Source organism: Bradyrhizobium sp. LM2.9, from assembly GCF_054056555.1.
Map to the genome: position 1 here is coordinate 4,046,128 of NZ_JBSRYJ010000002.1, position 22,611 is coordinate 4,068,738.

Annotated in this window: 12 protein-coding genes and 4 pseudogenes; 8 read left to right on the plus strand and 8 right to left on the minus strand. The window is 64.6% G+C overall.

The genetic code is table 11. The annotated features are described in order from the left end of the window. Positions 1–2 precede the first annotated feature (2 nt). The 5 genes and pseudogenes from ACVWW3_RS21230 to ACVWW3_RS21250 form a co-directional block, all read right to left on the minus strand. Complete coding sequence (locus ACVWW3_RS21230) at positions 3–929, minus strand: 2-hydroxyacid dehydrogenase (protein ID WP_456648760.1); 927 nt, start codon at positions 927–929, stop codon at positions 3–5. Positions 930–942: 13 nt separating this feature from the next. Then, positions 943–2,272 (minus strand): annotated as a pseudogene (locus tag ACVWW3_RS21235) (NAD(P)/FAD-dependent oxidoreductase). A gap of 52 nt (positions 2,273–2,324) precedes the next feature. Further along, on the minus strand, positions 2,325–3,200 hold the full coding sequence (locus ACVWW3_RS21240; RefSeq protein ID WP_354107410.1) for an ABC transporter permease: 876 nt from the start codon (positions 3,198–3,200) through the stop codon (positions 2,325–2,327). A gap of 3 nt (positions 3,201–3,203) precedes the next feature. Continuing rightward, positions 3,204–4,155 (minus strand): annotated as a pseudogene (locus ACVWW3_RS21245) (ABC transporter permease). A 27-nt stretch (positions 4,156–4,182) separates the two neighbouring features. Continuing rightward, positions 4,183–5,878, minus strand: a pseudogene (locus tag ACVWW3_RS21250) (peptide ABC transporter substrate-binding protein). Between the two features lie 207 nt (positions 5,879–6,085). Here ACVWW3_RS21250 and ACVWW3_RS21255 point away from each other — a divergent pair. The 4 genes from ACVWW3_RS21255 to ACVWW3_RS21270 all read left to right on the plus strand — a co-directional run bounded on the left by ACVWW3_RS21255 (position 6,086) and on the right by ACVWW3_RS21270 (position 10,324). Further along, positions 6,086–6,718: a helix-turn-helix domain-containing protein gene (locus tag ACVWW3_RS21255; RefSeq protein ID WP_247347854.1), complete on the plus strand. Its 633-nt coding sequence runs from the start codon at positions 6,086–6,088 to the stop codon at positions 6,716–6,718. 127 nt (positions 6,719–6,845) lie between these two features. After that, positions 6,846–8,687: an ATP-binding protein gene (locus tag ACVWW3_RS21260; RefSeq protein WP_456648759.1), complete on the plus strand. Its 1,842-nt coding sequence runs from the start codon at positions 6,846–6,848 to the stop codon at positions 8,685–8,687. Positions 8,688–8,760: 73 nt separating this feature from the next. Continuing rightward, positions 8,761–9,210 carry a cupin domain-containing protein gene (locus ACVWW3_RS21265; protein ID WP_247347856.1) on the plus strand — a complete coding sequence of 150 codons (450 nt, stop codon included), beginning with the start codon at positions 8,761–8,763 and terminating at the stop codon, positions 9,208–9,210. 40 nt (positions 9,211–9,250) lie between these two features. Then, a complete protein-coding gene (locus ACVWW3_RS21270) occupies positions 9,251–10,324 on the plus strand; it encodes a hypothetical protein (RefSeq protein WP_354049104.1) in 1,074 nt (357 codons plus the stop codon). A 241-nt stretch (positions 10,325–10,565) separates the two neighbouring features. On the opposite strand, the gene ACVWW3_RS21275 is transcribed toward ACVWW3_RS21270, so the two are convergent. Then, entirely contained in the window at positions 10,566–11,372 is an 807-nt protein-coding gene (locus ACVWW3_RS21275) for an ABC transporter substrate-binding protein (protein WP_456648758.1), read from the minus strand. 262 nt (positions 11,373–11,634) lie between these two features. On the opposite strand from ACVWW3_RS21275, the gene ACVWW3_RS21280 reads away from it, so the two are divergent. Together ACVWW3_RS21280 and ACVWW3_RS21285 are read left to right on the plus strand one after the other, a co-directional pair. Next, the gene (locus tag ACVWW3_RS21280) at positions 11,635–12,828 is read left to right on the plus strand and encodes an efflux RND transporter periplasmic adaptor subunit (RefSeq protein ID WP_456648757.1); all 1,194 of its coding nucleotides are present in this window, start codon (positions 11,635–11,637) and stop codon (positions 12,826–12,828) included. Positions 12,829–12,855: 27 nt separating this feature from the next. Further along, a pseudogene (locus ACVWW3_RS21285) lies at positions 12,856–16,016 on the plus strand (efflux RND transporter permease subunit). On the opposite strand, the gene ACVWW3_RS21290 reads toward ACVWW3_RS21285, so the two are convergent. Both ACVWW3_RS21290 and ACVWW3_RS21295 read right to left on the minus strand, forming a co-directional pair. Continuing rightward, a complete protein-coding gene (locus ACVWW3_RS21290) occupies positions 16,013–18,277 on the minus strand; it encodes a cation:proton antiporter domain-containing protein (protein WP_456648755.1) in 2,265 nt (754 codons plus the stop codon). The pseudogene ACVWW3_RS21285 and the gene ACVWW3_RS21290 sit on opposite strands and share 4 nt — an antisense overlap. A gap of 527 nt (positions 18,278–18,804) precedes the next feature. Further along, positions 18,805–19,977, minus strand: coding sequence for an MFS transporter (locus ACVWW3_RS21295; RefSeq protein WP_456672101.1), 1,173 nt, complete (start codon positions 19,975–19,977; stop codon positions 18,805–18,807). Positions 19,978–20,036: 59 nt separating this feature from the next. Here ACVWW3_RS21295 and ACVWW3_RS21300 point away from each other — a divergent pair, with 59 nt between their 5' ends. Both ACVWW3_RS21300 and ACVWW3_RS21305 read left to right on the plus strand, forming a co-directional pair. After that, a complete protein-coding gene (locus ACVWW3_RS21300) occupies positions 20,037–20,837 on the plus strand; it encodes an AraC family transcriptional regulator (RefSeq protein WP_456648754.1) in 801 nt (266 codons plus the stop codon). 95 nt (positions 20,838–20,932) lie between these two features. Further along, complete coding sequence (locus ACVWW3_RS21305) at positions 20,933–22,285, plus strand: malonyl-CoA decarboxylase (RefSeq protein ID WP_456648753.1); 1,353 nt, start codon at positions 20,933–20,935, stop codon at positions 22,283–22,285. Positions 22,286–22,611: the final 326 nt, after the last annotated feature.

Here is a 22,611-nt window from a genome sequence, read left to right on the forward strand (position 1 = left end):
TCCTAATAGCCACGACTACGGTCGACACGCCCCGGCAAATCCTCGCCGCGGCGGTGGCGTTCGATCACGTCGAGCATGAAATCGACGGCCGTATCCGGCGACGTCATGCTGGCATTGTGCGGCGTCAGCAGAATGCGTGGGTGGCTCCAGAACGGATGACCCGCAGGCAGCGGCTCCGGCTCGGCGACATCGAGGACGGCGCCTGACAACGCACCGCTGTCGAGCGCTGCGAGAAAATCGGCTTCGACCAGATGCGGGCCACGTCCGACATTGACGAGCGACGCGCCGCGCGGCAGGCGCGCGAACATATCTGCGTTCAGAATGCCGCGGGTCTCGTCGGTCAAAGGCAGCAGGCAGACGAGAATGTCGGCCTGCGCAAGGAAATCGGGCAGCGCATCCGCGCCCGCATAGCAGGTCACGCCCTCGATCTCGCGCGGTGAGCGGTTCCAGCCGAGAAGCGGAAAGTCGAACGTCTTGAGGCGCTCGAGCGCGGCCTGGCCAAGCCGGCCGAGGCCCATTACGCCGACACGACGACGCCTGGCCGGTGTGATCCGGATCTCGCGCCAGACCTGCTCCTTCTGCTGGGCGATGAAGTCCAGGAGATCACGATGCAGGGCGAGCACAGCCATGGTGACATATTCGACCATGGTTTCGGCGATGCCGGGCTCCAGCATGCGCACCAACGGAATGTGCGGCGGAAGTTTTGACGCGTCGAACTGGTCCACGCCCGCACCGACCGAGAAGACGAGCTCGACATTAGGGAAAGTCGTCGCGATGTCATCCGGCGGCACCCACGCCACGAGATAGCGGACGTCAGCGGGATCGCCGATGTCGGGCCAGAGCCGGAACGGCACATCAGGCGCGCGCTGGGCGAAGAAGCGCGCCCACTCCTCGCCGCGAACCATGTTGGCCTTGTAGAGAACCGTCATGCGGCCAAAACTCTCAAAACGGGCTGACCGGCGCGAGCCGCCGGCCGTCGATCAGGCGCTTGTGGCTGTACGCCGCAGGATCGACCAGCGGCGTCGCGCCCGTCACGATGTCGGCGGCCAGCTTGCCCGCCGCGGGGCCGATGCCGAAGCCATGGCCGGAGAAACCGGTGGCAAGGAAGAAGCCCGGCAAGGCGTCGACCGGCGAAATCACCGGGATGGTATCCGGCGTACAGTCGATCGTGCCGCCCCAGGCTTCCGCGATCTCGATGTCCTTCAATTCCGGATTCGACTTGATCAGCGAAGCCAGCGCCGCATTGACCAGCGACATGTCGGGCGCGGGATCACGGACACGCTCGGTCTCGAACGGCGACGGCTTGTCCAGGCTCCAGTCCGTGCCGCGCATGAGTTGATCGAAGAAACGACTTGCCGAGCGACAGTTTCAACCCGTTCTTGCGGTGCAGGTAGGTCGGCCAGAAGGTCAGCGCATAGCGGAACAGGTCGGGCGACAGTTCAACCGTGCCGCGGTTGCGCAGCGCCAAGGTGAAACCGCCGTCAAGGCGGCGGCGGATGCAGTAGAGATCGGTGCCGAGCGCACCGGAGGTGATCTCCGGTCCCGGCGTAGTCCGGCATGCGGTGGCGTTGACGAGGCCGATCGGCAGCTCGATGCCGTGGCGCCGGCAGAACAGCGATGACCACGCCCCTCCAGACAGCAGTACCGATTGCGTGCGAACGGTGCCTTTCTCGGTGACGACGGCGCTGACCCGTCCACCCTGCGTTTCCAGTCCGCGCGCGGCGCAGCCCTGATGGAGGGTGACGCCGTGTTTTCGCGCGGCGGTCGCGAGCGCGGGCACAGCCATCGACGGCTCGGCGCGCCCGTCGCTCGGCGTGTGCAGGCCGCCGACCCATTTCTCGGAATTACCGGGCAGGCGCTCGGCGACCTCGGCCGGCGTCAGTACCGTCGAGTGCACCTGCATCTCGCGCGCCGTTGCGGCCCATCGCTCCCAGCTGGCGAGCTCATCCTTGCTCTTGGTCAGGAACAGCACGCCGGTGCGGCGGAAGCCGGCGTCGACGCCGGCATCGTTCTGCATGTCTTCCCACAGGCGCAGCGCCTCGCGGGCAAGAGGAATTTCTTCACGCGCGCGACCCTGCTGGCGGCACCAGCCCCAATTGCGGCTCGACTGCTCACCGCCGACATGTCCCTTCTCGACCAGGGCGACTGAGAGGCCCTTCTTCGCTAGATGATAGGCCGCGGAGACGCCGATGACGCCGCCGCCGATGACGACGACGTCCGCCTGCGCCGGAAGACGCTCGTCGCTGTTTATACGGGTGAGCGGCGGGGACATAAGACACTCCTTAACATCAGCCTGGACTTCAATTCGATCGAGATCTTGCTCGTCATGGGATGTTCATTCGCGGATCGAGCGCGTCGCGCAGGCCGTCGCCGAGGAAGTTGAAGCTCGTCACGGCAAGCGTGATCGCGAGGCCCGGCGCGATCGCGAGCCAGGGCGCGCTGGTGAGATAGATCTGCGCGTTGTTGAGCATGTTGCCCCAGCTCGCGGCCGGCGGCTGGATGCCGTAACCGAGATAGCTGACATAGGATTCGAGCAAGATCGCCTTGGCGACGTTCAACGTCGCCGCCACCATGATCGGCGCCATCGCATTCGGCACAAGCTCGCGGAACATGATGCGCATGTTCGACGAGCCGAAGGCGAGAGCCGCGACCGCAAACTCACGCTCGCGCAGCGAACGCACCTGGGCCTCCACGACGCGGGCAACGGCCATCCAGGCGGTCGCCGCAATCAGCACGGTGGTGGTGATAAGGCCCGGCTCGGTGAGCGCCGCGAGCGCAAGCAGCAAGAAGATCGTCGGAAAGCATAATACCGCGTCGACGAGCCGCATCAGTACCGCGCCGACCACGCCGCCATAGAAGCCGGCAAAGGCGCCGACCACGATGCCGACCGCCATCGCAATCACCATCGCGACGATGCCGATCGAGAGCGACACGCGCCCGCCCATCATCAGCCGCGCCAGCACGTCACGGCCGAGCTCGTCCGTGCCGAGGATGTGCGCGCCCGAAAACGGCGGCGCGAACCGCTTCATGATGTCGATATAGGTGTCGTCGAACGGTAGCAGATACGGGCCGAATGCCGAGCCGAGGATGAGAACCAGAATGATCACCGCGCCCGCGAGCGCGAGGCGATGCCGGCGGAATCGCCGCCACGCGGCCTGGCCGGGTGCGAGCTGGACGGTGGAGAGGGCTGCAGTCGCCATCGTCTAGCCCACCCGGATGCGCGGATCGACGACGGCATAAAAGATGTCGGCGAGCAGCGAGCCGATCAGCACCATCGTCGCCGAGAACATCAGGATGCCCATTACCACGGGATAGTCGCGATAGCCGATGGAATCGAGGAACAGCCGTACCCATGCCCGGCCAGGTGAATACGGTCTCGGCGACCAGCGCGCCACCGAGCAGCGTCGGAAACTGGAGGCCGGCCACCGTGATCATCGGCAGCAGCGCGTTGCGCAGGGCGTGAACGGTGAGGATACGCCATTCCGGCATGCCTTTCGCACGCGCGGTGCGGATGTAGTCCTGGTTGATCACCTCTAACATCGAGGAGCGCATGAAGCGGCCCCACATCGCGGTCTCGACCAGCGCCAGTACCAGCGCCGGCGCAATCAGATGATGCAGCAGGTCGAGGAAGGAGCCGTCGCCGACGGTCTCGCGATTGCCGGACGGCAGCCAGCCGAGCTTCACCGAGAACACGTAGATGGTGACGAGGCCGAACCAGAAGGTCGGGATCGACAGCGCAATCATGGCGCCGACGGTTGCGAGCGTATCAAACAGCGAGTAGCGGCGGAGCGCGCCAAGCACGCCGATCCAGCAGCCAAGCAAGACCGCGATGATCGTCGCCGTCGCCATCAGCTCCATGGTGGCACCGAGATGCGAGGAGATCACCGACAGCACGGCCTCGCCGTCGCGGTAGGAGCGACCCCAGTCGCCTTTCAGCATACGACCGAACCAGTCGAGATACTGGATCGGAAGCGGACGATCGAGCCCGAGCTGGCTGGTGACGCGATCGAGATCCTCCTGCGTCATCTGCGCAGAGGCCGCAAATTGCGAGAGCGGGCCGCCGGGCGCCAGATGCAGGATGGCGAAGCCGATCGCTGAGACAATCACCAGCAGCATGATCGCCTGCGCCAGGCGATTGGCGACGTAACGGGCCATCTCAGGCGATCCCGCGGATCGGATGCATCAGGCCCAATACCACTCGCGGATGTTCCAGCAGTTGATCGACATGTTGATGTTGGGGCGGAAACCCTGGAGCCCTTCCTTCACGCCTTCCGCGATGAAACCCTGGAACAGCGGCAGGATGGCGAGATCGTTGCGGATGAGCTTTTGCAGCTCGCCATAGGTCGTCTTGCGTTGCGCCAGATCGAACTGCCTGGCGCCTTCGGCGAGAAGCCGATCCGCTTCCGGACTCTGGTACTGATAGGTGTTGTAGCCGCGGCCGCCTTTGGCGGGAATGGCGCCGGAGCCGAAGCGCGGCGTCACATCGGGGTCGCTGCCCAGCATGAAGTTCACCCCCACGATCACCGAGTTGAACTTCGACTGCTGCCAGAAGTCGCCCCAGATCACCGCAGCCGGCATGTTGTTGACGCGCATCGCGGCGCCGATCGCACGCCAGTCCTGGATCAGGAGCTGCTGGGTCTGCTCGCGCACGGCATTGCCTGACGTCGTCGAATTGGTGAATTCGAGCTTGACGCCGCCCTTCTCGCGCACGCCGCCGGAGCCGCGAACCCAACCCGCAGCATCGAGCAGCGCGTTGGCTTTGGCGGGATCATATTTGTGCTGCGGCAGCCCCTGCTGGAACGACCAGGCCTGCTGCGGCACGAAACTCTCGGTCTGCGTCGGCAGGCCGGGCGTAATTCAGCGCATCGATGATCGCCTGCTTGTTGATCGCGAGATATAGCGCCTCGCGTACAGTGCGGTCGGTGAAGGGACCGAAATCCAGATTGGGCGCGATGTGCTCGACCGAGGACGTCGAGGAGACGAAGATCTTGCGTCCCTTCAGCGTCTTCGCCTCCTGCACGAAGTTCGGCAAAATGCCTTGCAGGCCGGTGTAATCGACCTGGCCGGTGCGGAACTGGGTGTAGAGGACGGTAAGGTCCGGAATGTACTTGAACACCACGCGCTCAACGTAGGGTCCCTTGCCGTGGTAGCCGGCATGGGCATTCAAGAGGATGTGGTCGCCCGGCACGCGCTCGCCCCAGCGGAACGGCCCGGTGCCGACGGGCGCATTGTGGAACGGCGAGGCGTTCGGATCCGTCAGCTTCTCCAGGATGTGCTTGGGCACGATGAAGGTCAGCGCCCCCAGGATCGACATATAAGGCGAATAGGCCGTGTCCATCCGCCAGTGGATCTCGTCGGGCGCGACGACCTTGATGTCCTTCACGAGGTTATGGCCGACGCGGCTGCGGGCGCGGAAGTCGGGATTGTTGATCAGCTCGATCGAGAATTTTACGTCCTCGGCCGTGAACGGCGTGCCGTCATGCCACTTCACGTCGCTGCGCAGCTTGATCTTCCAGGTCAGGCCGTCGGCCGACAGGCCGCCATTCTCGATGGTCGGGACTTCGCGGGCGAGGTCGGGAACGAACTTGCCGTCGGGATCGATGAACCAGAGCGGCGAGAACACCTGCCACCAGATGCCCTGATCGACCTCGATGCCCGGCATCAGGGGATGAAAGACCGTTGGCTCCTGCGACAGCGCCGCGATCACCTGTCCGCGCGGCTTGTCCGGCGGATTGGTCGGGCGTTCGGTCTGCGCAAATGCATGGCCTGAAAGCGTCCATCCCGCCGCGGCGCCCGCGCCGAGCTGAAAGAGCTGACGGCGATTCGGAATGCCGAGATGCAGTGCTCCAACGCCGAACTTCCCGGTGTCGTCCGCCATGACCACTCTCCGTTTTTCGCACGCGGCACCGTTCCCCGCGCCCCCAAGACCCCGGCAAAGGGACAGGAGTGGGCTTTAGTGCTTCTAAATTTTTCTATCAAAAGTTCATCACGACTAAATACAGCTGTCAATCACATTGCTAGGATGCGCGACCTTTTCACAGCGCCGGACCATTTTGGGCGGCGAGGCAATGCATGGGAGAGCGACATGGATGGTCGCGGGGACACGAACGGTCCGAAGGACGCCCCGGCGCTCGAGGCCGACGATGCGATCGACCAGCGCCTCGGCGAGACCGTGCGGCTGCTGCGTCAGCGCGCCGGGCTGTCGATCCAGGACGTTGCCAACAAGACCGGCCTCTCCAACGGCATGATCAGCCAGCTCGAGCGCGCACGCGCCATGCCGTCGATACGCACGCTGCGCCTGCTCAGCATCGCGCTCGACGTCCCGATCTCCTATTTCTTCGAAACCACCGATCCCGCCGACGTGCAACGCTACATCGTGCGCAAGAACAGCCGGCGCCTGCTGCGGCTCACCGCTAGCGGCGTCGTCAAGGAAGCGCTGACGCCGGCAGACAAAGGCCAGCTCGAACTCTATGAGCTCACGCTCAATCCCGGCGCCTCGTCCGGCACCGACTTCCTGCAGCATACCGGCGAGAAGGCGGGCTATATCCTCTCGGGCAGCCTGCGGCTGTGGCTCGACAACCAGGCCCATCTGCTCGAAGCCGGCGACAGCTTTCGCTTTCCGAGCATCGTGCCGCACATGTTCGACAACCCGACCCAGCAGACGGCGCGCGTGATCTGGGTGACGACGCTGCGCCAGACCGATTCGCCGGCAGGCTGAAGCGCCGCCGCCCGGCACCACCGCAAATTGCCCCTCGACGCCGCCGCACGGAATTTGTAGCTCACGTGGAGCCGGTCATTGACAGGGTGGACGCGAGGGTCCGCGACCGACGCGTTGGTGTGAGACCATGAAACTCAGGGGACTTCTGACACTCGCGATGGTCGCGCAGGTCGTCGTGACTGCGGCGGCCCTCCTCGCCTCCTATGCCGTGACCGGAACCGGGTTCGGCACGGTCCAGCTCATCGCCCTGCTCGCAAGCGGTCTCGTTGCGGCGCTGAACGCGCGGCTCTGCACGCGCATGATCGCGACGTTGCAGGACAAGCGCATTGCCGCACGACTGGCCGAGCAGGCGCAGGCCAGCGCGCAAATTACCCAGGCCGTCATCAAGACCGCGCTCGATGCCTTCGTTCAAACCGATGCGAACGGTATCGTCCTGGAGTGGAGCATTCAGGCCGAGGCCTTGACCGGTTGGACGCGCAAGGAGGCGCTCGGCACGGACGTCGTCAACCTCCTCGTCGCCGAGCCGCTGCGCGACGGCTTCAGGCAACGCATGATGCGGCTCCTGCCGGAACTGTCGGATGCGCCGATCGGCATCCGGTTCGAAGCGACCCTGCTGCACCGGAACGGCGACGAGATCCTGATCGAGGCGTCCAGCACGGCGCTCCAGCTCGGGGGACGCACCCTCATCAACAATTTCGTCAAGGACGTCACCCAGAAGCGTGCCGCCGAGGAGCAGCTGATCCAGGCCCAGAAGATGGAGGCGGTCGGCCAGCTCACCGGCGGCATCGCGCACGAGTTCAACAACATGCTCACCGTGATCACGGGCACGATCGAGATCCTCGCCGACGCCGTGAAGGACAATCCGCCGCTCGCGACCATCACCAAGCTGATCAGCGACGCCGCCGACCGCGGTGCCGCGCTGACGTCGAGCCTGTTGTCTTTTGCCCGCAAGCAGGCGCTCAAGCCGGCCGAGATCGACGTCAACGAATTGCTTGAAGAGCTCGCAAGGCTGCTGCTGGCAACCTTCGACAGAAAGATCGAGATCATAACCCGACTTGACGGCAAGATCTGGCTCGCCGTGGTCGATCGCGGCCAATTGAGCTCGGCGCTGCTCAATCTCGCGATCAACGCCCGCGACGCAATGCTGGATGGCGGCCGACTGACGCTGACGACGCGCAACGTCGTGTTCGGCGTCCGCGAGGCCGTGGCGGTCGGGGCCGGCTATGCCGGCGACTATGTCGAGATCGAGATCGCCGACACCGGCACCGGCATTCCGCAGGCCATTCTGGAGCGGATCTTCGATCCCTTCTTCTCGACCAAGGATGTCGGCAAGGGCACGGGGCTCGGGCTCAGCATGGTGTTCGGTTTCGTCAAGCAATCCGGCGGCGGCATCAAGGTCTCGTCCGAACAAGGACGCGGCACGATTTTCACGATCTACCTGCCGAAGGCGGAGGCGAGCACGCTTCGCCCGGCCGGCTATGACGAGCGCAAGGTCGTGGGCGGGACTGAGACCATCCTTTGCGTCGAGGACGACCGCGACGTCCGCCAATATGTCACGGTCCAGCTCGAAAGCCTCGGCTACAAGGTCATCCCCGCCGCCAATGCGGCCGAGGCGCTCGCCATCGCAGCCGAAGGCACGCCATTCGATCTGCTCTTCACCGACATCGTGATGGCCGGCAGCTTGAATGGACGAGAGCTCGCCGACGAGATGGTGGCAGCGCGCCCCTCGCTGCGGGTGCTGTTCACGTCGGGTTATGCCTACGACTCGCTGCATGCGCAGGGACGCGCCACCATGGGCGCGCCGCTTCTGACAAAGCCCTACCGCAAGGCCGAGCTCGCACGCATGCTGCGCCGTTCCCTCGACACCGCCGTCGACACGGCTGGCGATCCGATCCCGACACCCTATTCGGTCCAGGCCGATGTCGAAGGGTTTCTGCGCAAGCAGGCGGCTGAACGCGACGGGCGCTAGTGCAGCGGAATGGATGGACAGCGCGCGATAGCTGCGCAAAACTCATCCCAGACATATCCATTGGAGACGAGCCATGACGTCACTCGAAAAAGGCATCACCGCGAACGGCACGGGCTATGGCGGCAAGACCTGGAACATTCTGGGCCAGGTCTATTTCCCGAAGGCCGTCACCGAGTCCACCTTCGCGTTCGAGACCAACAGCGAGCCGGGCCAATTCGTGCCGGTGCACATCCACCCGACCCAGGACGAATTCATCCTGGTGCAGGAAGGCACGCTCGACCTCAAGCTCGACGGCAAATGGGTGAAGGCCCATGCCGGCGACCTCGTGCGCCTGCCGCGCGGCATCCCGCACGGCTATTTCAACAAATCCGACAAACCGGCCCGCGCGTTGTTCTGGGTCTCGCCGATGCAGAAGCTGGAGGCGCTGTTCAACCAGCTCCATGACCTGACCGACCCGGCCGAGGTCGTGCGCATCTCGGCGCTGCACGAGGTCGACTTCCTGCCGCCCGAAGCCAATGACTAGGCTACGATCCCCCGACAGACGAATCGTTGGGGAAGCGGCCATGCCTGCACGACGTCAACTCCTCGCAATCATCGCGGCGCTTGGGCTGGCCCTTACGACGTTCGTCCCGAGCCAGGCGCAAACGCTTACGGCAAGACAATCGGAGGCGGCTGCGACCTACGAGCGTGCGCTCGGCGATTTCAAGGCGATTCTGGCCGAGCGCCGCCGCCAGATCGACGCAAAGGAACCGCTGCCGAACCTGCCCGGCCAAGCCATCTATCTTGCGCGGGTCGCCGTCATCAGTGCTTACAAGGATCTCACCGACGCCTTGCCGTCGCGGATCGGTCGGCCCAACAAGTTCGAAATACCGCCGGCCTATTTCGACGCCGATATCGAACCGCTGATCGACGAATATTCAAAGCTGTTCGACATCATGGAAGCGCCGCCGGCCGGCGCGCAGAACTCGGCCACGCCGTTCAAGGACGTGGTCGATCTCGCCGCCGCGATCGCGCGGGCCAAGGGGCTGGCGCCGATTCACGCCGAAGTAGCGGGCCGGATCAGCCTCGGGCTGTTCTTTGCCGAGACCAACGGCAAGCAGAACGTCCGCAACGGGCGCTCCAACACCTATATGGGCAGCTTCCAGACCGGCCCGTCCGAGGACCGCAACGGCCGCAGGAAATGGCAAGCCATCAAGGCAGAGATCGCCGCAAGCGATCCCGAGCTGAGCGCGCGCGACGACAAGGAAGAGGCGCGCGCCCGCGATACCGATCATCGATTCAATCACTGGACCAACGTGCGCGACGGCCTAATGAACGCACATGCGGATGTTTTCCGGGATATCCCGGGAATCGTGAAGACGCTGCCCGACCCGATTGATCAGATGAAGCTGTTCGAGCTGATCCAGATCGTTCCCACGCCGACCCGGTCGGCGCTCAAGTCCGGCGATCTCCTGAACTACAGGGTGTCCAGTCCGACGATCATGAAGCACCTGCGCAACAACAGCATTTTTGCTTTTGGACAGGCCGACCGGGCGCGAACCTCGGCAAGCTTCCGGGAAATCCTTGGCGCGATGTGGCTGTTCAAGCGGAAATTCGAGAAGGCGATGGCAAAATACGCGGAGATCAAGCCGCGTTAATTCTCCGGCTTACAGGGCGATTACATATAAAACGAGCGTGGCGGATAGCTCGCCTGCGATCCATCCTTCGAGACGCCCGCCTACGGCGGGCCCTCAGGATGAGGTCGCGTTTTACCGCGCGATACTCGACCCTCAGGATGACGAGCCCGCCGAAGCGGTGGTCTCGAGCCATGCAGGCCGAGCACGTTCGGCGGTCCTCCTAACTGTTCATGTCCGATCGCGCTGGCCTGCTCCGCACGCCCTACTCGGTGCGGATCGGCGAGTCCTTCAGGCCGTTATTGTCATAGGCCTTGCGAAGCGTGCCGTTCGTCGTCGCTTCCGTCATGAACTTGGTGACGAAAGCCAGTGCCTGGCTGTGGCCGAGCGGCACGGCGACCGCGGTGACCGTCTTCTTGAAGGTCTCGTCCAGCACCTTCGTGCCCGGGATCTTCTGCGCCATCTTGTTGAGCTGGTCGCGCGACAACGCGAAGGCGTCGATCTCGCCGCTGCTGAGGAGGCCGAAGATCTCGTCATAGGTCTGGTAGCCGGTGACTTTCGCGTTCTTCAGATGCGCGACCGCGCCGCGCATGGTGGTCGTGGCGTTGACGGCCGCAACCTTGATGCCCACCTGGTCGAGCGTAGCAAAATCGGTGACGCTTGACCCTGCCTTGACGATGTAGGTGGCGTCGGCGACCTCGTAGATCGGACCGAACATCATCCTGGTCTCACGCTCCGGGTCCTTCGGGAGCCAGGTGACGTCCCAAGCACCTTTTTCAAGAGTGCTTTTCGACGCCGCATCGGTGATCTGGCCGGAATTCTGGTGCACGACATATTCGACGGGCACGCCGAGCTGGGCGGCCATCTCCTTGCCGAGATCGACCGGCACGCCTGCATAGCCGGCTTCGGTCTTGGTGGACCAGAACGCGCCGCCCGCCGGGCTGATCGCGATTGCGACGCGGAGCTTGCCGCTCGGTGCGATGTCGTCCTTCAGACCATCGGCTAGCGCGGGCATGGCAACTGCCGCTGCGAGAACGAGGCCGGCGAGGGCCGACTGAAGAGACGTGGGCATGTCATGATCTCCTGGCCTTTTCTTCTTCTCTTGTTGTTCCCGACCGCCTCGCGTGCCACCGTTCGGCCATTGACATAATTCTGGTCGATCGTTCGGGCGATGAAAAGCAGTTTGTCATGGCAAAACTGCCAAAGGCCATAGCGCGGTTTGCAGTACCAAGGCCCATGACTGCCACCTGATGACTGCCATGGCTATGGTGTTCCACGGCCGGGCATTTGTTGGTAGCCTCTCGTCCCGACAGACAGTAACCGGGGGCCACCGAATGACCTGCGCGAATCCCGCATCTCCCGTACGGCGCAACGGAGCGTGGAGACATGCCGGGCGGGCCCTGGCCGCGGCGATGGCCATGGCCGCGCTCACCGGCTGCGAGGACAAGAATACGTTCGTCGCGCCGCCGCCCCCCAAGGTGGACGTCGCTGCGCCCGTGCAGCGCGCGGTCACGCGCTATGTCGAGGCCACCGGCAACACCGCGCCGATCAAGAATGTCGATCTCGTCGCGCGCGTGCAAGGATTCCTGCAATCGATCGACTACCAGGACGGCACCTTCGTCAAACAGGGCACCCAGTTGTTCACGATCGAGCCCGAGACCTACAAGCTCAAGCTCGATCAGGCGCAGGCGGCCGAGGCCGGCGCGCAGGCGTCGCTCCGGCAGGCGGAAGCCGACTACAAGCGGCAGAGCGACCTCGTGCAGCGGCAAGCGGTCTCGCAAGCGACGTTGGACAACTCGACCTCGAACCGCGACAACGCGCAGGCCAACCTCCAGCAGGCCCAGGCCAACACCCGCCTCGCCGAAGTCAACTACGGCTACACCAAGGTGAGCGCACCGTTCGACGGCGTCGTCAGCGCCCATATGGTCTCGATCGGCGAGCTCGTCGGGGTTTCCTCCCCGACCCAACTCGCCTCCATCGTGGCGATGGACCCGATCTATGTGAACTTCACCGTCAACGAGCAGGACGTGCTGCGCATCCGTGCCGAGGCCGCCCGACGCGGCCTGACTGCCGCCGACCTCAAGCAATTTCCGATTCAAGTGGGCCTGCAGACCGAGGCGGGGTATCCGCATGAGGGGCATCTCGACTATGTCGCCCCGACCCTCACCCAGTCGACCGGCACGCTCGCGGTGCGCGGTCTCGTGCCCAACGACAAGCGGGTGCTGCTGCCCGGCTATTTCGTCCGCGTTCGCGTGCCCTTCACCCAGGAGAAGGACGCCCTGCTCGTTCCCGATACCGCGCTCGGCAGCGACCAGGGCGGCCGCTATCTCCTCGTCGTCAGCGGCGACAACATCGTCGAGCAACGCAAGGTGCAGATCGGTCCCGTCGACAACGGCCTGCGCGTGATCGAAAGCGGCTTGAAGCCTGATGACCGCGTGGTGATCGCGGGGCTATTGCGCGTGATCCCGGGCCAGAAGATCGACCCGCAAATGACGAAGATCGAGCAGCCGCAGGCGTCCGCCAAGTAAGATCCGCCAAGTGAGGGGCCGCCAGCCATGATCTCAAAATTCTTCATCGAGCGGCCGGTCCTCTCGAACGTCATCGCGCTGCTGATGATCCTGATCGGCGGCGTCGCGCTGTTCAATCTCGCGATCGCGCAATATCCCGATGTGGTGCCGCCGACGGTGCAGGTCACCACCCGCTATCCAGGCGCCAGCGCCAAGACCGTGATCGACACCGTGGCGCTGCCGATCGAGCAGCAGGTCAACGGCGTCGAGGACATGCTCTACATGCAGTCCTACAGCGGCTCCGACGGCACCTATACGCTGACAGTGACCTTCAAGATCGGCACCGACCTCAACTTCGCGCAGGTGCTGGTGCAGAACCGGGTCTCCAGCGCGCTGTCGCAACTGCCCCAGTCGGTGCAGAACCAGGGCGTCACCGTGCAGAAGCGATCGACGTCGATCCTGCTGTTCGTGACGCTGACCTCGCCGGACAAGACCTTCGACAGCCTCTATCTGAGCAACTACGCCACCATCAATCTCCGCGACGAGCTCTCGCGCCTGCCCGGTGTCGGCAACGTCACCGTGTTCGGCGCCGGCCAGTATTCGATGCGGGTGTGGCTCGATCCGAACAAGCTGCAAGTCCGTGGCCTGGTGCCGCAGGACGTCATCCAGGCGATCCAGCAGCAGAGCCAGCAGGTCTCGGCCGGCCAGGTCGGCGCGCCGCCGACGCCACCGGGACAGGCGTTCCAGTACACGCTCAACGTCAACGGCAGGCTCGACGACACCACCGAGTTCGAGAACATCATCGTCAAATCAGGCACCAGCGGCGACGTCACCCGGGTGCGCGACGTCGGCTCGGTCGAATTGGGCGCGCAGACCTACAGCCAGATCTTCTCGCTGAACAAGCAGCCGGCCACCGGCATCGGCGTATTCCAGTCGCCCGGCGCCAACGCGCTCCAGGTCGAGCAGGCGGTCGAAAAGAAGATGGCGGAGCTCGCCAAGGCTTTCCCGCAGGGCATGAAGTACGACACGCCGTTCGACACCACCAAATTCGTGCAGGCCTCGGTGCACGAGGTCTACATGACGCTGATCGAGGCCGGCCTCCTGGTGCTGGTCGTGATCCTGGTGTTCCTGCAGGACTGGCGCGCGATGCTGGTGCCGGCGACCACGGTGCCTGTCACCATCATCGGCGCGTTCGCCGCGATGGCGGCGCTCGGCTTCACCATCAACATGTCGACCTTGTTCGCGATCGTGCTTGCGATCGGTATCGTCGTCGACGACGCCATCGTCGTGGTGGAAGGCGCGGCGCACAACATCGAGCAGGGCATGAACGGCCACGACGCCGCGATCAAGGCGATGGACCAGCTGTTCGCGCCGATCGTCGGCATCACCCTGGTGCTGATCTCGGTGTTCTTGCCGGCCTCGTTCCTCGCGGGCCTCACGGGCCGCATCTATTCGCAATTCGCACTGGTGATCGCGGCAACGGCGCTTTTGTCCGCCATCAACGCGGCGACGCTGAAGCCGACGCAGTGTGCGCTCTGGCTGCGGCCGACGGTGCCGCCGGAGAAGCGCAACTTCTTCTATCGCGGCTTCAACAATGTCTATGACCGCGTCGAGCGGGGCTACACAAGGCTGATCAGCTTCCTGTGCGGGCACGCCACGGTCTCGGTCGCATTCGCGCTGGTGCTGATCGGAATCGGCGGCTACGGCCTGTCCCGGGTGCCGACCGGCTTCCTGCCGATCGAGGACCAGGGCTATCTGATCGCCGCCGTGCAACTGCCCGACGGCGCTGCGCTGGAGCGGACCCAGAAGGCGCTCGACAGAGCGAGCGAGCTGATCAAGGACACGCCTGGAGTACAGCAGGTCATCACCATCGCCGGCATCTCCGCGCTCGACAACAGCGCCAGCCTTGCCAATGCCGGCGTCGCCTACATCATCCTGAAGGACTGGGACGCGCGCAAAGGACCGGGCGAGGATCTGCGCTCGCTGGTCTACGGACTGAACGACAAGCTCGCGGTCATCATGGAGGCGCGCACGCTGGTGCTGCCGCCGCCGCCGATCCAGGGCATCGGCAACGCGGCCGGCTTCTCGATGCAAGTCGAGCTGCGCGACGGCAACAGCGATTTCGGCAAGCTCCAGGCCATCACGAGCGCGATGGTCAGTAACGGCCAGAGCCAGAGCGCGCTGCAGCGCGTCCAGTCGTCGTTCCGCTCCTCGGTGCCGCAATTCAACGTCGAGATCGACCGCATCAAGACCCAGACGCTGCACGTCACGACGGACCGGGTGTTCGCGGCGCTGTCGACCTATCTCGGCTCGTCCTATGTCAACCAGTTCAACAAGTTCGGCCGCGTGTTCCAGGTCTATACGCAGGCCGATCCTGCGTTCCGCCTCACCGAGCGCGACATCGCCAACTTGCAGGTGCGCAACTCGAACGGCGACATGATCCCGATCGGCACCGTCGCCACGATCACGCCGGCCACCGGCCCCTCGCTGATCAGTCTCTACAATCTCTATCCCTCCTCGACCGTCATCGGCCTGCCGGGCCGCAGGGCTACTCCTCGGGCCAGTCGCTGAAGCTGATGGAGGAGATCGCGGACAAGACGCTGCCGCCGGGCACCGGTTACGAATGGACCGCGATGTCCTATCAGGAGAAGGCTGTCTCCAACCAGATCTACTGGGTGTTCGGGCTCGCCATGCTGCTGGTCTATCTCGTCCTCGCCGGCCAATACGAGAGCTGGTACGCGCCGATCTCGGTGATCCTCGCGGTGCCGCTGTCGCTGATCGGGCCCATGCTGATCCTCAATGGCCTGAAGATCGACAACAATCTCTACTGCCAGATCGGTCTGATCCTCCTGATCGCGCTGTCGGCCAAGAACGCCATCCTGATCGTCGAGGTCGGGCTGGAGCTGCACGGCCGCGATGGCAAGCCGGTGCTGGAATCCGCCATCGAGGCTGCGCGCGCCCGCTTTCGACCGATCCTGATGACGTCGTTCGCCTTCATCCTCGGCGTCGTGCCGCTGGTGATCGCGACCGGCGCCGGCGCCAGCGCGCGCAAGTCGATCGGCATCACGGTGTTCTCGGGCATGCTGGCCTCGACATGCCTTGCGGTGCTGTTCGTGCCGGCCTTCTTCGTGGTGGTGCAACGCTTCGAGAACTGGCGCGCGTCGAAGAAGGCGCCGAAGGCTGCGGCGGCGACCGAGGTGAGGTCCTAGGCTTTCTCGGTGGAGGTCTGCCGCGCCTCGCCGCTTGACACCAGCAGCACCGAGACCTTCGCCTGCCTGAGCACGGCGTCGGCGACGCCGCCGAAGGAGAGATGGTCGCCCTGGATGCGGTCGACGCCCATCACCACGAGATCGACATCGGTGGTCTCGATCTCGCGCAGGATCGCCGCCTCCGGCGCCCGGTTCACGCGCAAGGTCGTGGTGATGTCGACCTCATAACGGGCAGCGAGATCGCTGGCGTCCTTCAGGATGCCGGCCTCCTGGCTCAGACCACGAGAGGCGCCGCGCTGCGCGCCCTTGTCGCGCGTCGTCGCGACATAGATCACGCGGAGCGAGCCTGATCCCGCCGCCTGCGTCAACGCCACCGCGACCTCGGCACCGCGCTTGGAGACGCCGCTGCCGGAGACCGGAACGAGGATATTGAGCGCGTCGGGCATCGGCTGCTTCAGGTGCTTTCCCTTCGCCGCCAGGATTGCGAGCGGTCCTTCGAACTTCGCTGCGATGTCCTCAACTTCGCGATCGAAGCGATCCTTGGCGGCAGTGACCTTGTCGACGCCGATGACCAGAAGATCGAAGCCCTTCTTCGCCTCATCTCCGATTGCCTCGCCGAGCCCCGACTTGCGGACACGCGTGGTGACGTCGACGTTGCCGGCATCGCCATGCGCCGACACGGTCTCGGCGGCCTTCTTCACCACCACTTCGGGGCTTTCTTCCTCGCCGCTCCCCTTCTCCCGCTTCTTGGCGCGCTTGCCGATGTGCAGCACGGTGATCGGCAGGCCACGCATCCCGGCGATCAGGCCGGCAATGTGGGCGGCGAAGGTGGCATTGACGCTTTCGTCCACTGCCAGCAACGGACGTTCGAGATTGGCAACGAAGCCGCGCTTCTCGAACTCTTCCCGCTCCAGGCGCTCTTGCTCCTCCTTGTTCATCGGCAGCTTTGCCAGCGCCGCGCGCAGCATCGGCGGCATCGCCATCGTGGTCACGATCGCCATCGTGACGATCATCGTGAACAGGTTCTGGCTGAGCACGCCGATCGAAAGACCGATGGTGGCGATGATCACCTCGGTCGAGCCGCGCGCGTTCATCCCGCTCGCGAGCGCCAGCGACTCCCTTGTGTTCAGCCCGCCCAAGGTGCCGCCGACGAAGGCGCCGCCGAACTTGCCGACACTGGCGATCACGACCAGCAGCCCGGTCAGCATCAGGAGATTGGGATCGCGCAGCACCGTGAGGTCGGCGCTCAAGCCGGCCAGGCCGAAGAATACCGGCATGAAGAAGCTCGAGATCAATCCGCGCAGGCGCTCGTCGATCTGCCTCGTCAGGATCGGGGACTCTCCGACCAGAATGCCGGCGACGAAGGCGCCGAGCACCGTGTGGACGCCGATCAGGTGCGTGATCAGCGCCATCACGCTCATCAGCAGCAGGATCACCGTGACGACGGGCGCGGTGCTGACGAGATTGTCGTTGGCCCAGCGGATGAGCTGAGACACAAGCTTGCGGCCGATGGTGAAGCTGATGGCGAGGAAGGCCAGCGTGCCCAGCACGGCTTTCGCCACCGAGGCGATATCCAGCGTGCCGTGCGAGGCGAGGCTGAAGATGACGGCGATGATGACCCAGCCGATGGTGTCGTCGATGACGGCGGTCGCGACGATGATCTGGCCGACATTGCGGCGCATGAAATTCATTTCGCGCACGACCACGGCGACGATCTTCACCGAGGAGATCGACAGCGCCGTGCCCATGAACAGCGACGCAACCAGGCGGGCTTGCGGGTTCGGCAGCAATGCATCGGGCAGGAACTCGCCGAGCGCAAAACCGCAGGCGAAGGGCACGAGGATGCCGGCGATCGAGATCGCGATCGCGGCCTTGCCGACCTTCCTGACCAGCTTGAGGTCGGTCTCCATGCCGGTCAGCAGTAGCAGCAGGAGGATCCCGAACTGGGCGATGCCGTCGATCATCGCTTTCTGCTCGGGCGTTTTGGGGAAGATCGCGTGCTGCGCGTCAGGCCAGATCCAGCCGAACAGCGACGGGCCGAGCAGGATGCCGGCGAGCAATTCGCCGATCACCGAGGGCTGGCCGATGCGCTGCATGGTCTCGCCGAGACCGCGGCCGACCGCGATCAAGAGCACGATCTGCGCAACCAGCAGGAATTCGGACGGACCGGCCGATTTGCCGCCCTCGGCAGCGGCCGCAATGGTGGTGAGGACAAGAGCCGCGGGGACAAGGCCGACCGGTCGGAGCAGGCTCCAATGCATGCAGGTGTCTTCCCCCTTCATTTGCCCCGGCAAGGTGCCGGACGGGGGATAGAACCCGCGGGAGGCGGAGCGGGTTCCCGTCGCTTGCGGCGAGTTCGGGGGCAACAACAAAAAACGCGAAAACAACCCCATGCACAGTAGAGATGGGGTTGAAAAGGCTGAAGAAATTTCGTCTTTGCCGAAACCACTTGCTCTGTCGGGCAAAACACCGGCACAATGGCATCATCGGGTGGCATGCGCGGGCTGCCTCCTCATCCCCTTCATTGCGAGCGAAGCGGCGAAGCGAAGCAATCCAGGGTCCCTCCGCGGGAGGATTCTGGATTGCTTCGTCGCAAGGGCTCCTCGCAATGACGAGAGAGTCCCGGCCTTACGCCGCACTCGTGCCCCGGACGCGGCGCAGCGCCACTCCGGCGGTGCGCCGCAGAGCCGGGGCCCATGCCACATGGGAATTCGCAGCCTCTGGGTCCCGGCTCTGCGCCGCAACGCTCGCGCGTTGCAGCTTGTCCGGGACACGAGAGCGTTCCCCCTCACACCGCCTGCGGCGTCCTGATTTCGCGCGGCAGGATGATCGCCGCTGCGATCGCGAGCAGGCAGAGCGCGGCGAAGGCGTGCAGCATGGTGACGAAGCCGCCCTGCTCGTAGAGCCACGCGACCAGGCCGACGGAGGCGCCGGCTGCAGTGAAGCCGATGAAATACCGCACGGCATAGGCGCGCGAGCGCCATTCCTCGCTGGTGTACTTGCCGACCATGGCGTCGTTGACCGTGACCTGCCCGAACGCGCCCATGACGATGCCGATCGAGACCAGGATCAGCGGCAAATTGGACAGGCTCGCGGCCAGATACAGGAACGGCGCCAGCATGAAGGACAGCGGCAGCGCCACCGTCTTCAGCGAATAGCGGTCGAGCAGCCGGCCGATCGTGTACTGCGTCATCGCGCCGAACACGTAGACGCAGGCGGCGATGACGCCAAGCAACGCCGGGCTTTTGGTGAGATCGGCAAGCCGCTCCGCAAACAGTTTTGGCAGCGCGACGGTAACGGCATTGAACGTGGTGGAAATCGCGATCACCACGATCAGCAGCGACAGGATCACGCGCCACATGTCCTGCTTGGCCACGCGCGCCTGCGCCGCGGCCTGCTTCGAGCCCTTGCGGTCCTCGTGCACGACCATCATCGCAAACGCGATGCCGATCATGATCGTCGCGACGCCCGGGACGATGAAGGCCAAACGCCAGCCGAGATATTGGCCGATCACGCCGGTGACCAGCGCCGACGAGGCAACGCCGAGATTGCCCCAGACGCCGTTCAATCCCATTTCGCGGCCGAGCTTGTCCGCGTAAGACACGATCATCGCGGTACCGACGGGATGATAGATCGAGGCGAAAATGCCGATGGTGAACAGCGCCGCGCCGAGTTGCGCCGGGGTCTGCACGAAGCCGACCGAGATCATGGAAAGACCGATGCCGACGAAGAAGATCAGCATCATGTGGCGGCGGCTCCAGCGGTCGCCGAGCCAGCCGGTGAGCAGCGAGCCCGCACCGAAGGCGACGAAGCCCGGCGTCGCGTAGGGCAGGAGTTCCGAATACGCCATGCCGAGCGCCGGTCCCATGATAATCACGGCGGCGGCGAAGATCAGCATCGCATAATGGTCGATGAAATGGCCGGCGTTGACGAAACTGATCACCCGGCTGGGGCTGTTCATGGGAATCCTCTCCTGCTCCGAAATGAGTTATATGTCAGGCGCATTACGGGATGCTGCCAATGACTGTCGTCGAAACGCCAATCCTCCGGGAGGTCCGGGGCAACCACCGCTCGACCGCCGGGGTGCACCTGGTTGCGCGCGACTATCCCAAGGGCATGCGGATCGATCCGCATATGCACCGCGAGGCGCAGCTGATCTATGCCGCCAGGGGCACCATGCAGGTGACGACGCCGGGGGGGCGCTGGCTGGTGCCGCCGGACCGGGCGGTCTGGGTCCCCGCCGGGCTCGAGCACGCCATCGACCTGCTCGCCGACATCGAGATGCGCACGCTGTATTTCGACCTGTCCTGGCTGAAGCGCGAGCAGCGCCATGAGGGACTGACCAAGGAATTCGTGGTGCGGGTGTCGCCGCTGCTCAATCAGGCGATCCTCGCGCTGTTCGATGCCCGCAATACCGAGGAGCGGACCGATCTGCTGGTTCGCCTGGTGATGCTGGAATTGGTCCAGGCCGAAGATTCCGCGACTTTCGTGCCGCTTCCGCACGAGCCGCGCTGCCGGCGCGCGGCCATGATCGTGCTCGACGACCCCACCGGCCTGCACGACATCGACACGCTGGCGCGCGAGGTCGGAACCTCCGCGCGCACGCTGTCGCGGCTGTTCTCGACAGAGACGCAACTGAGCTTCAAGAGCTGGTGCCAGCGCGCAAGAATTGCGGCAGCGATCCAACGGTTGTCGACCGATGCCAGCGTGTCGGTGAAGCAGCTCGCGACCCAGCTCGGCTATGCCAGCGTGCCGGCGTTTTCGGCGGCGTTCCGCCAGGTGACGGGGCGGACGCCGACGGAATTTGCGGGAAAGGCATGACAAGCATGCCTCATTCCTGCGCTTGATTGTGATCGGCTTCCACCTAAATCCCGTGTAAGCTTCCCGCACCGCACAAACCTGACACGAAAGCTCAGATGGCAAACGCCTTCTTCTCCGACCTGCTCACCACCATCTCCGAGCGTGGCCGCACGCTGCTTCGTCGCGGGGATTCTGCTGACACCACGCAGGATGCCGACGGGCTGATCGAGCTCTGCGGTGCGCTGCTGTCGGGCCGGGGCGAAGCTTCGGGCACTGCCATGGCGCGTGAGGTGCTCGACACCTACCAGGAGTTGGATGAGACGGGACGCCGCACCTTCTTCGAAGCACTGGTGCGTGATTTCGGCCCGGATCGGGAACGCCTGTCCAAGGCGATCGAGACATGGCGTGCCAAGCCGGCCGACGAGGATGCCAGCGCCCTTCACTTCGCCTCCGAGCCGCGCCGGCAGGAGCTGATCCGCCGCCTCAACCGCGCGCCCGGCGGCACCGGCGATCTCGTCAACATGCGCGCCGATCTGCTCGGTATGATGAACGGACATACCGATCTCGCCGCGCTCGATCGCGACGTCTCGCATCTTCTCTCTTCGTGGTTCAACAGGGGGTTTCTCGTGCTGCGCAGGATCGACTGGTCGACCCCGGCCAACATCCTCGAAAAGATCATTCGTTACGAGGCCGTGCACGAGATCAGCGACTGGGACGATCTGCGCCGCCGCATCGATCCGGTCGACCGCCGCTGCTACGCCTTCTTCCATCCCGCAATGGTCGACGAGCCGCTGATCTTCGTCGAGGTCGCGCTGACCGAGACCATCCCCGGCGCGATCGCGCCGCTGCTCGCGGTCGATCGCACATCCGTCCCGATCGAGCGCGCGCGCACCGCCGTGTTCTACTCGATTTCCAACACCCAGCGCGGTCTCGGCGGCATCTCCTTCGGCAGCTTCCTGATCAAGCAGGTGGTGGAGGAGCTGCGCCGGGAAACGCCGAAGCTCGACAATTTCGTGACGCTGTCGCCGGTGCCGGGCTTCATGCCATGGGTGAAGCAGGACAAGGATTTGCCGCTGTCGGACGAGGACCGCGAAGTGCTGAAGCGTCTCGACGAATCCAAATGGTTCGAGAACCCCGAGACGACAACGCTGCTGCGTGGCGTGATCGAACCGCTCGCGGCGTATTACTTCCTCAAGGCGCGCACGCCTAAGGGCAAGCTGATCGACTCCGTCGCGCGCTTCCATCTCGGCAACGGCGCCCGCCTCGAGCGCATCAACTGGCTCGGCGATCTCTCGCCGAAGGGCGTGCGGGAGTCGGCCGGCGTGATGGTCAACTACCTCTACCGCCTCGACGACATCGAGAAGAACCACGAAGCCTACGCCAATGACGGCGTGGTCGTGGCCTCGAGCGCGGTGAAGAAACTGCTGAGGGGCGAAGGACGAAGGCTGCTGGATATGCGGCTGTCGTAGGCAGCGACGGCTCGCGCCATATCGTCATGGCCAGCGCAGCGCCATCATCGCGAGGAGCTCTTGCGACGAAGCAACCCAGGCTGCCACCCGCGAAAGATTCTGGATTGCTTCGCTACGCTCGCAATGACGGAGAATGTGGCGACACCTTGCCCAACTCGAGCCCTTCGCCCGCTGCGAGCCTAGGCGCCCCCGAACGAGCCAGCTCCCTCCACCGTCATTGCGAGAAGCCCTTGCGACGAAGCAATCCAGAGTCTTCCCGCGGAAAGACTCTGGATTGCTTCGCTGCGCTCGCAATGACGGAGTGTGGGGCGACGGCATGCGACTGA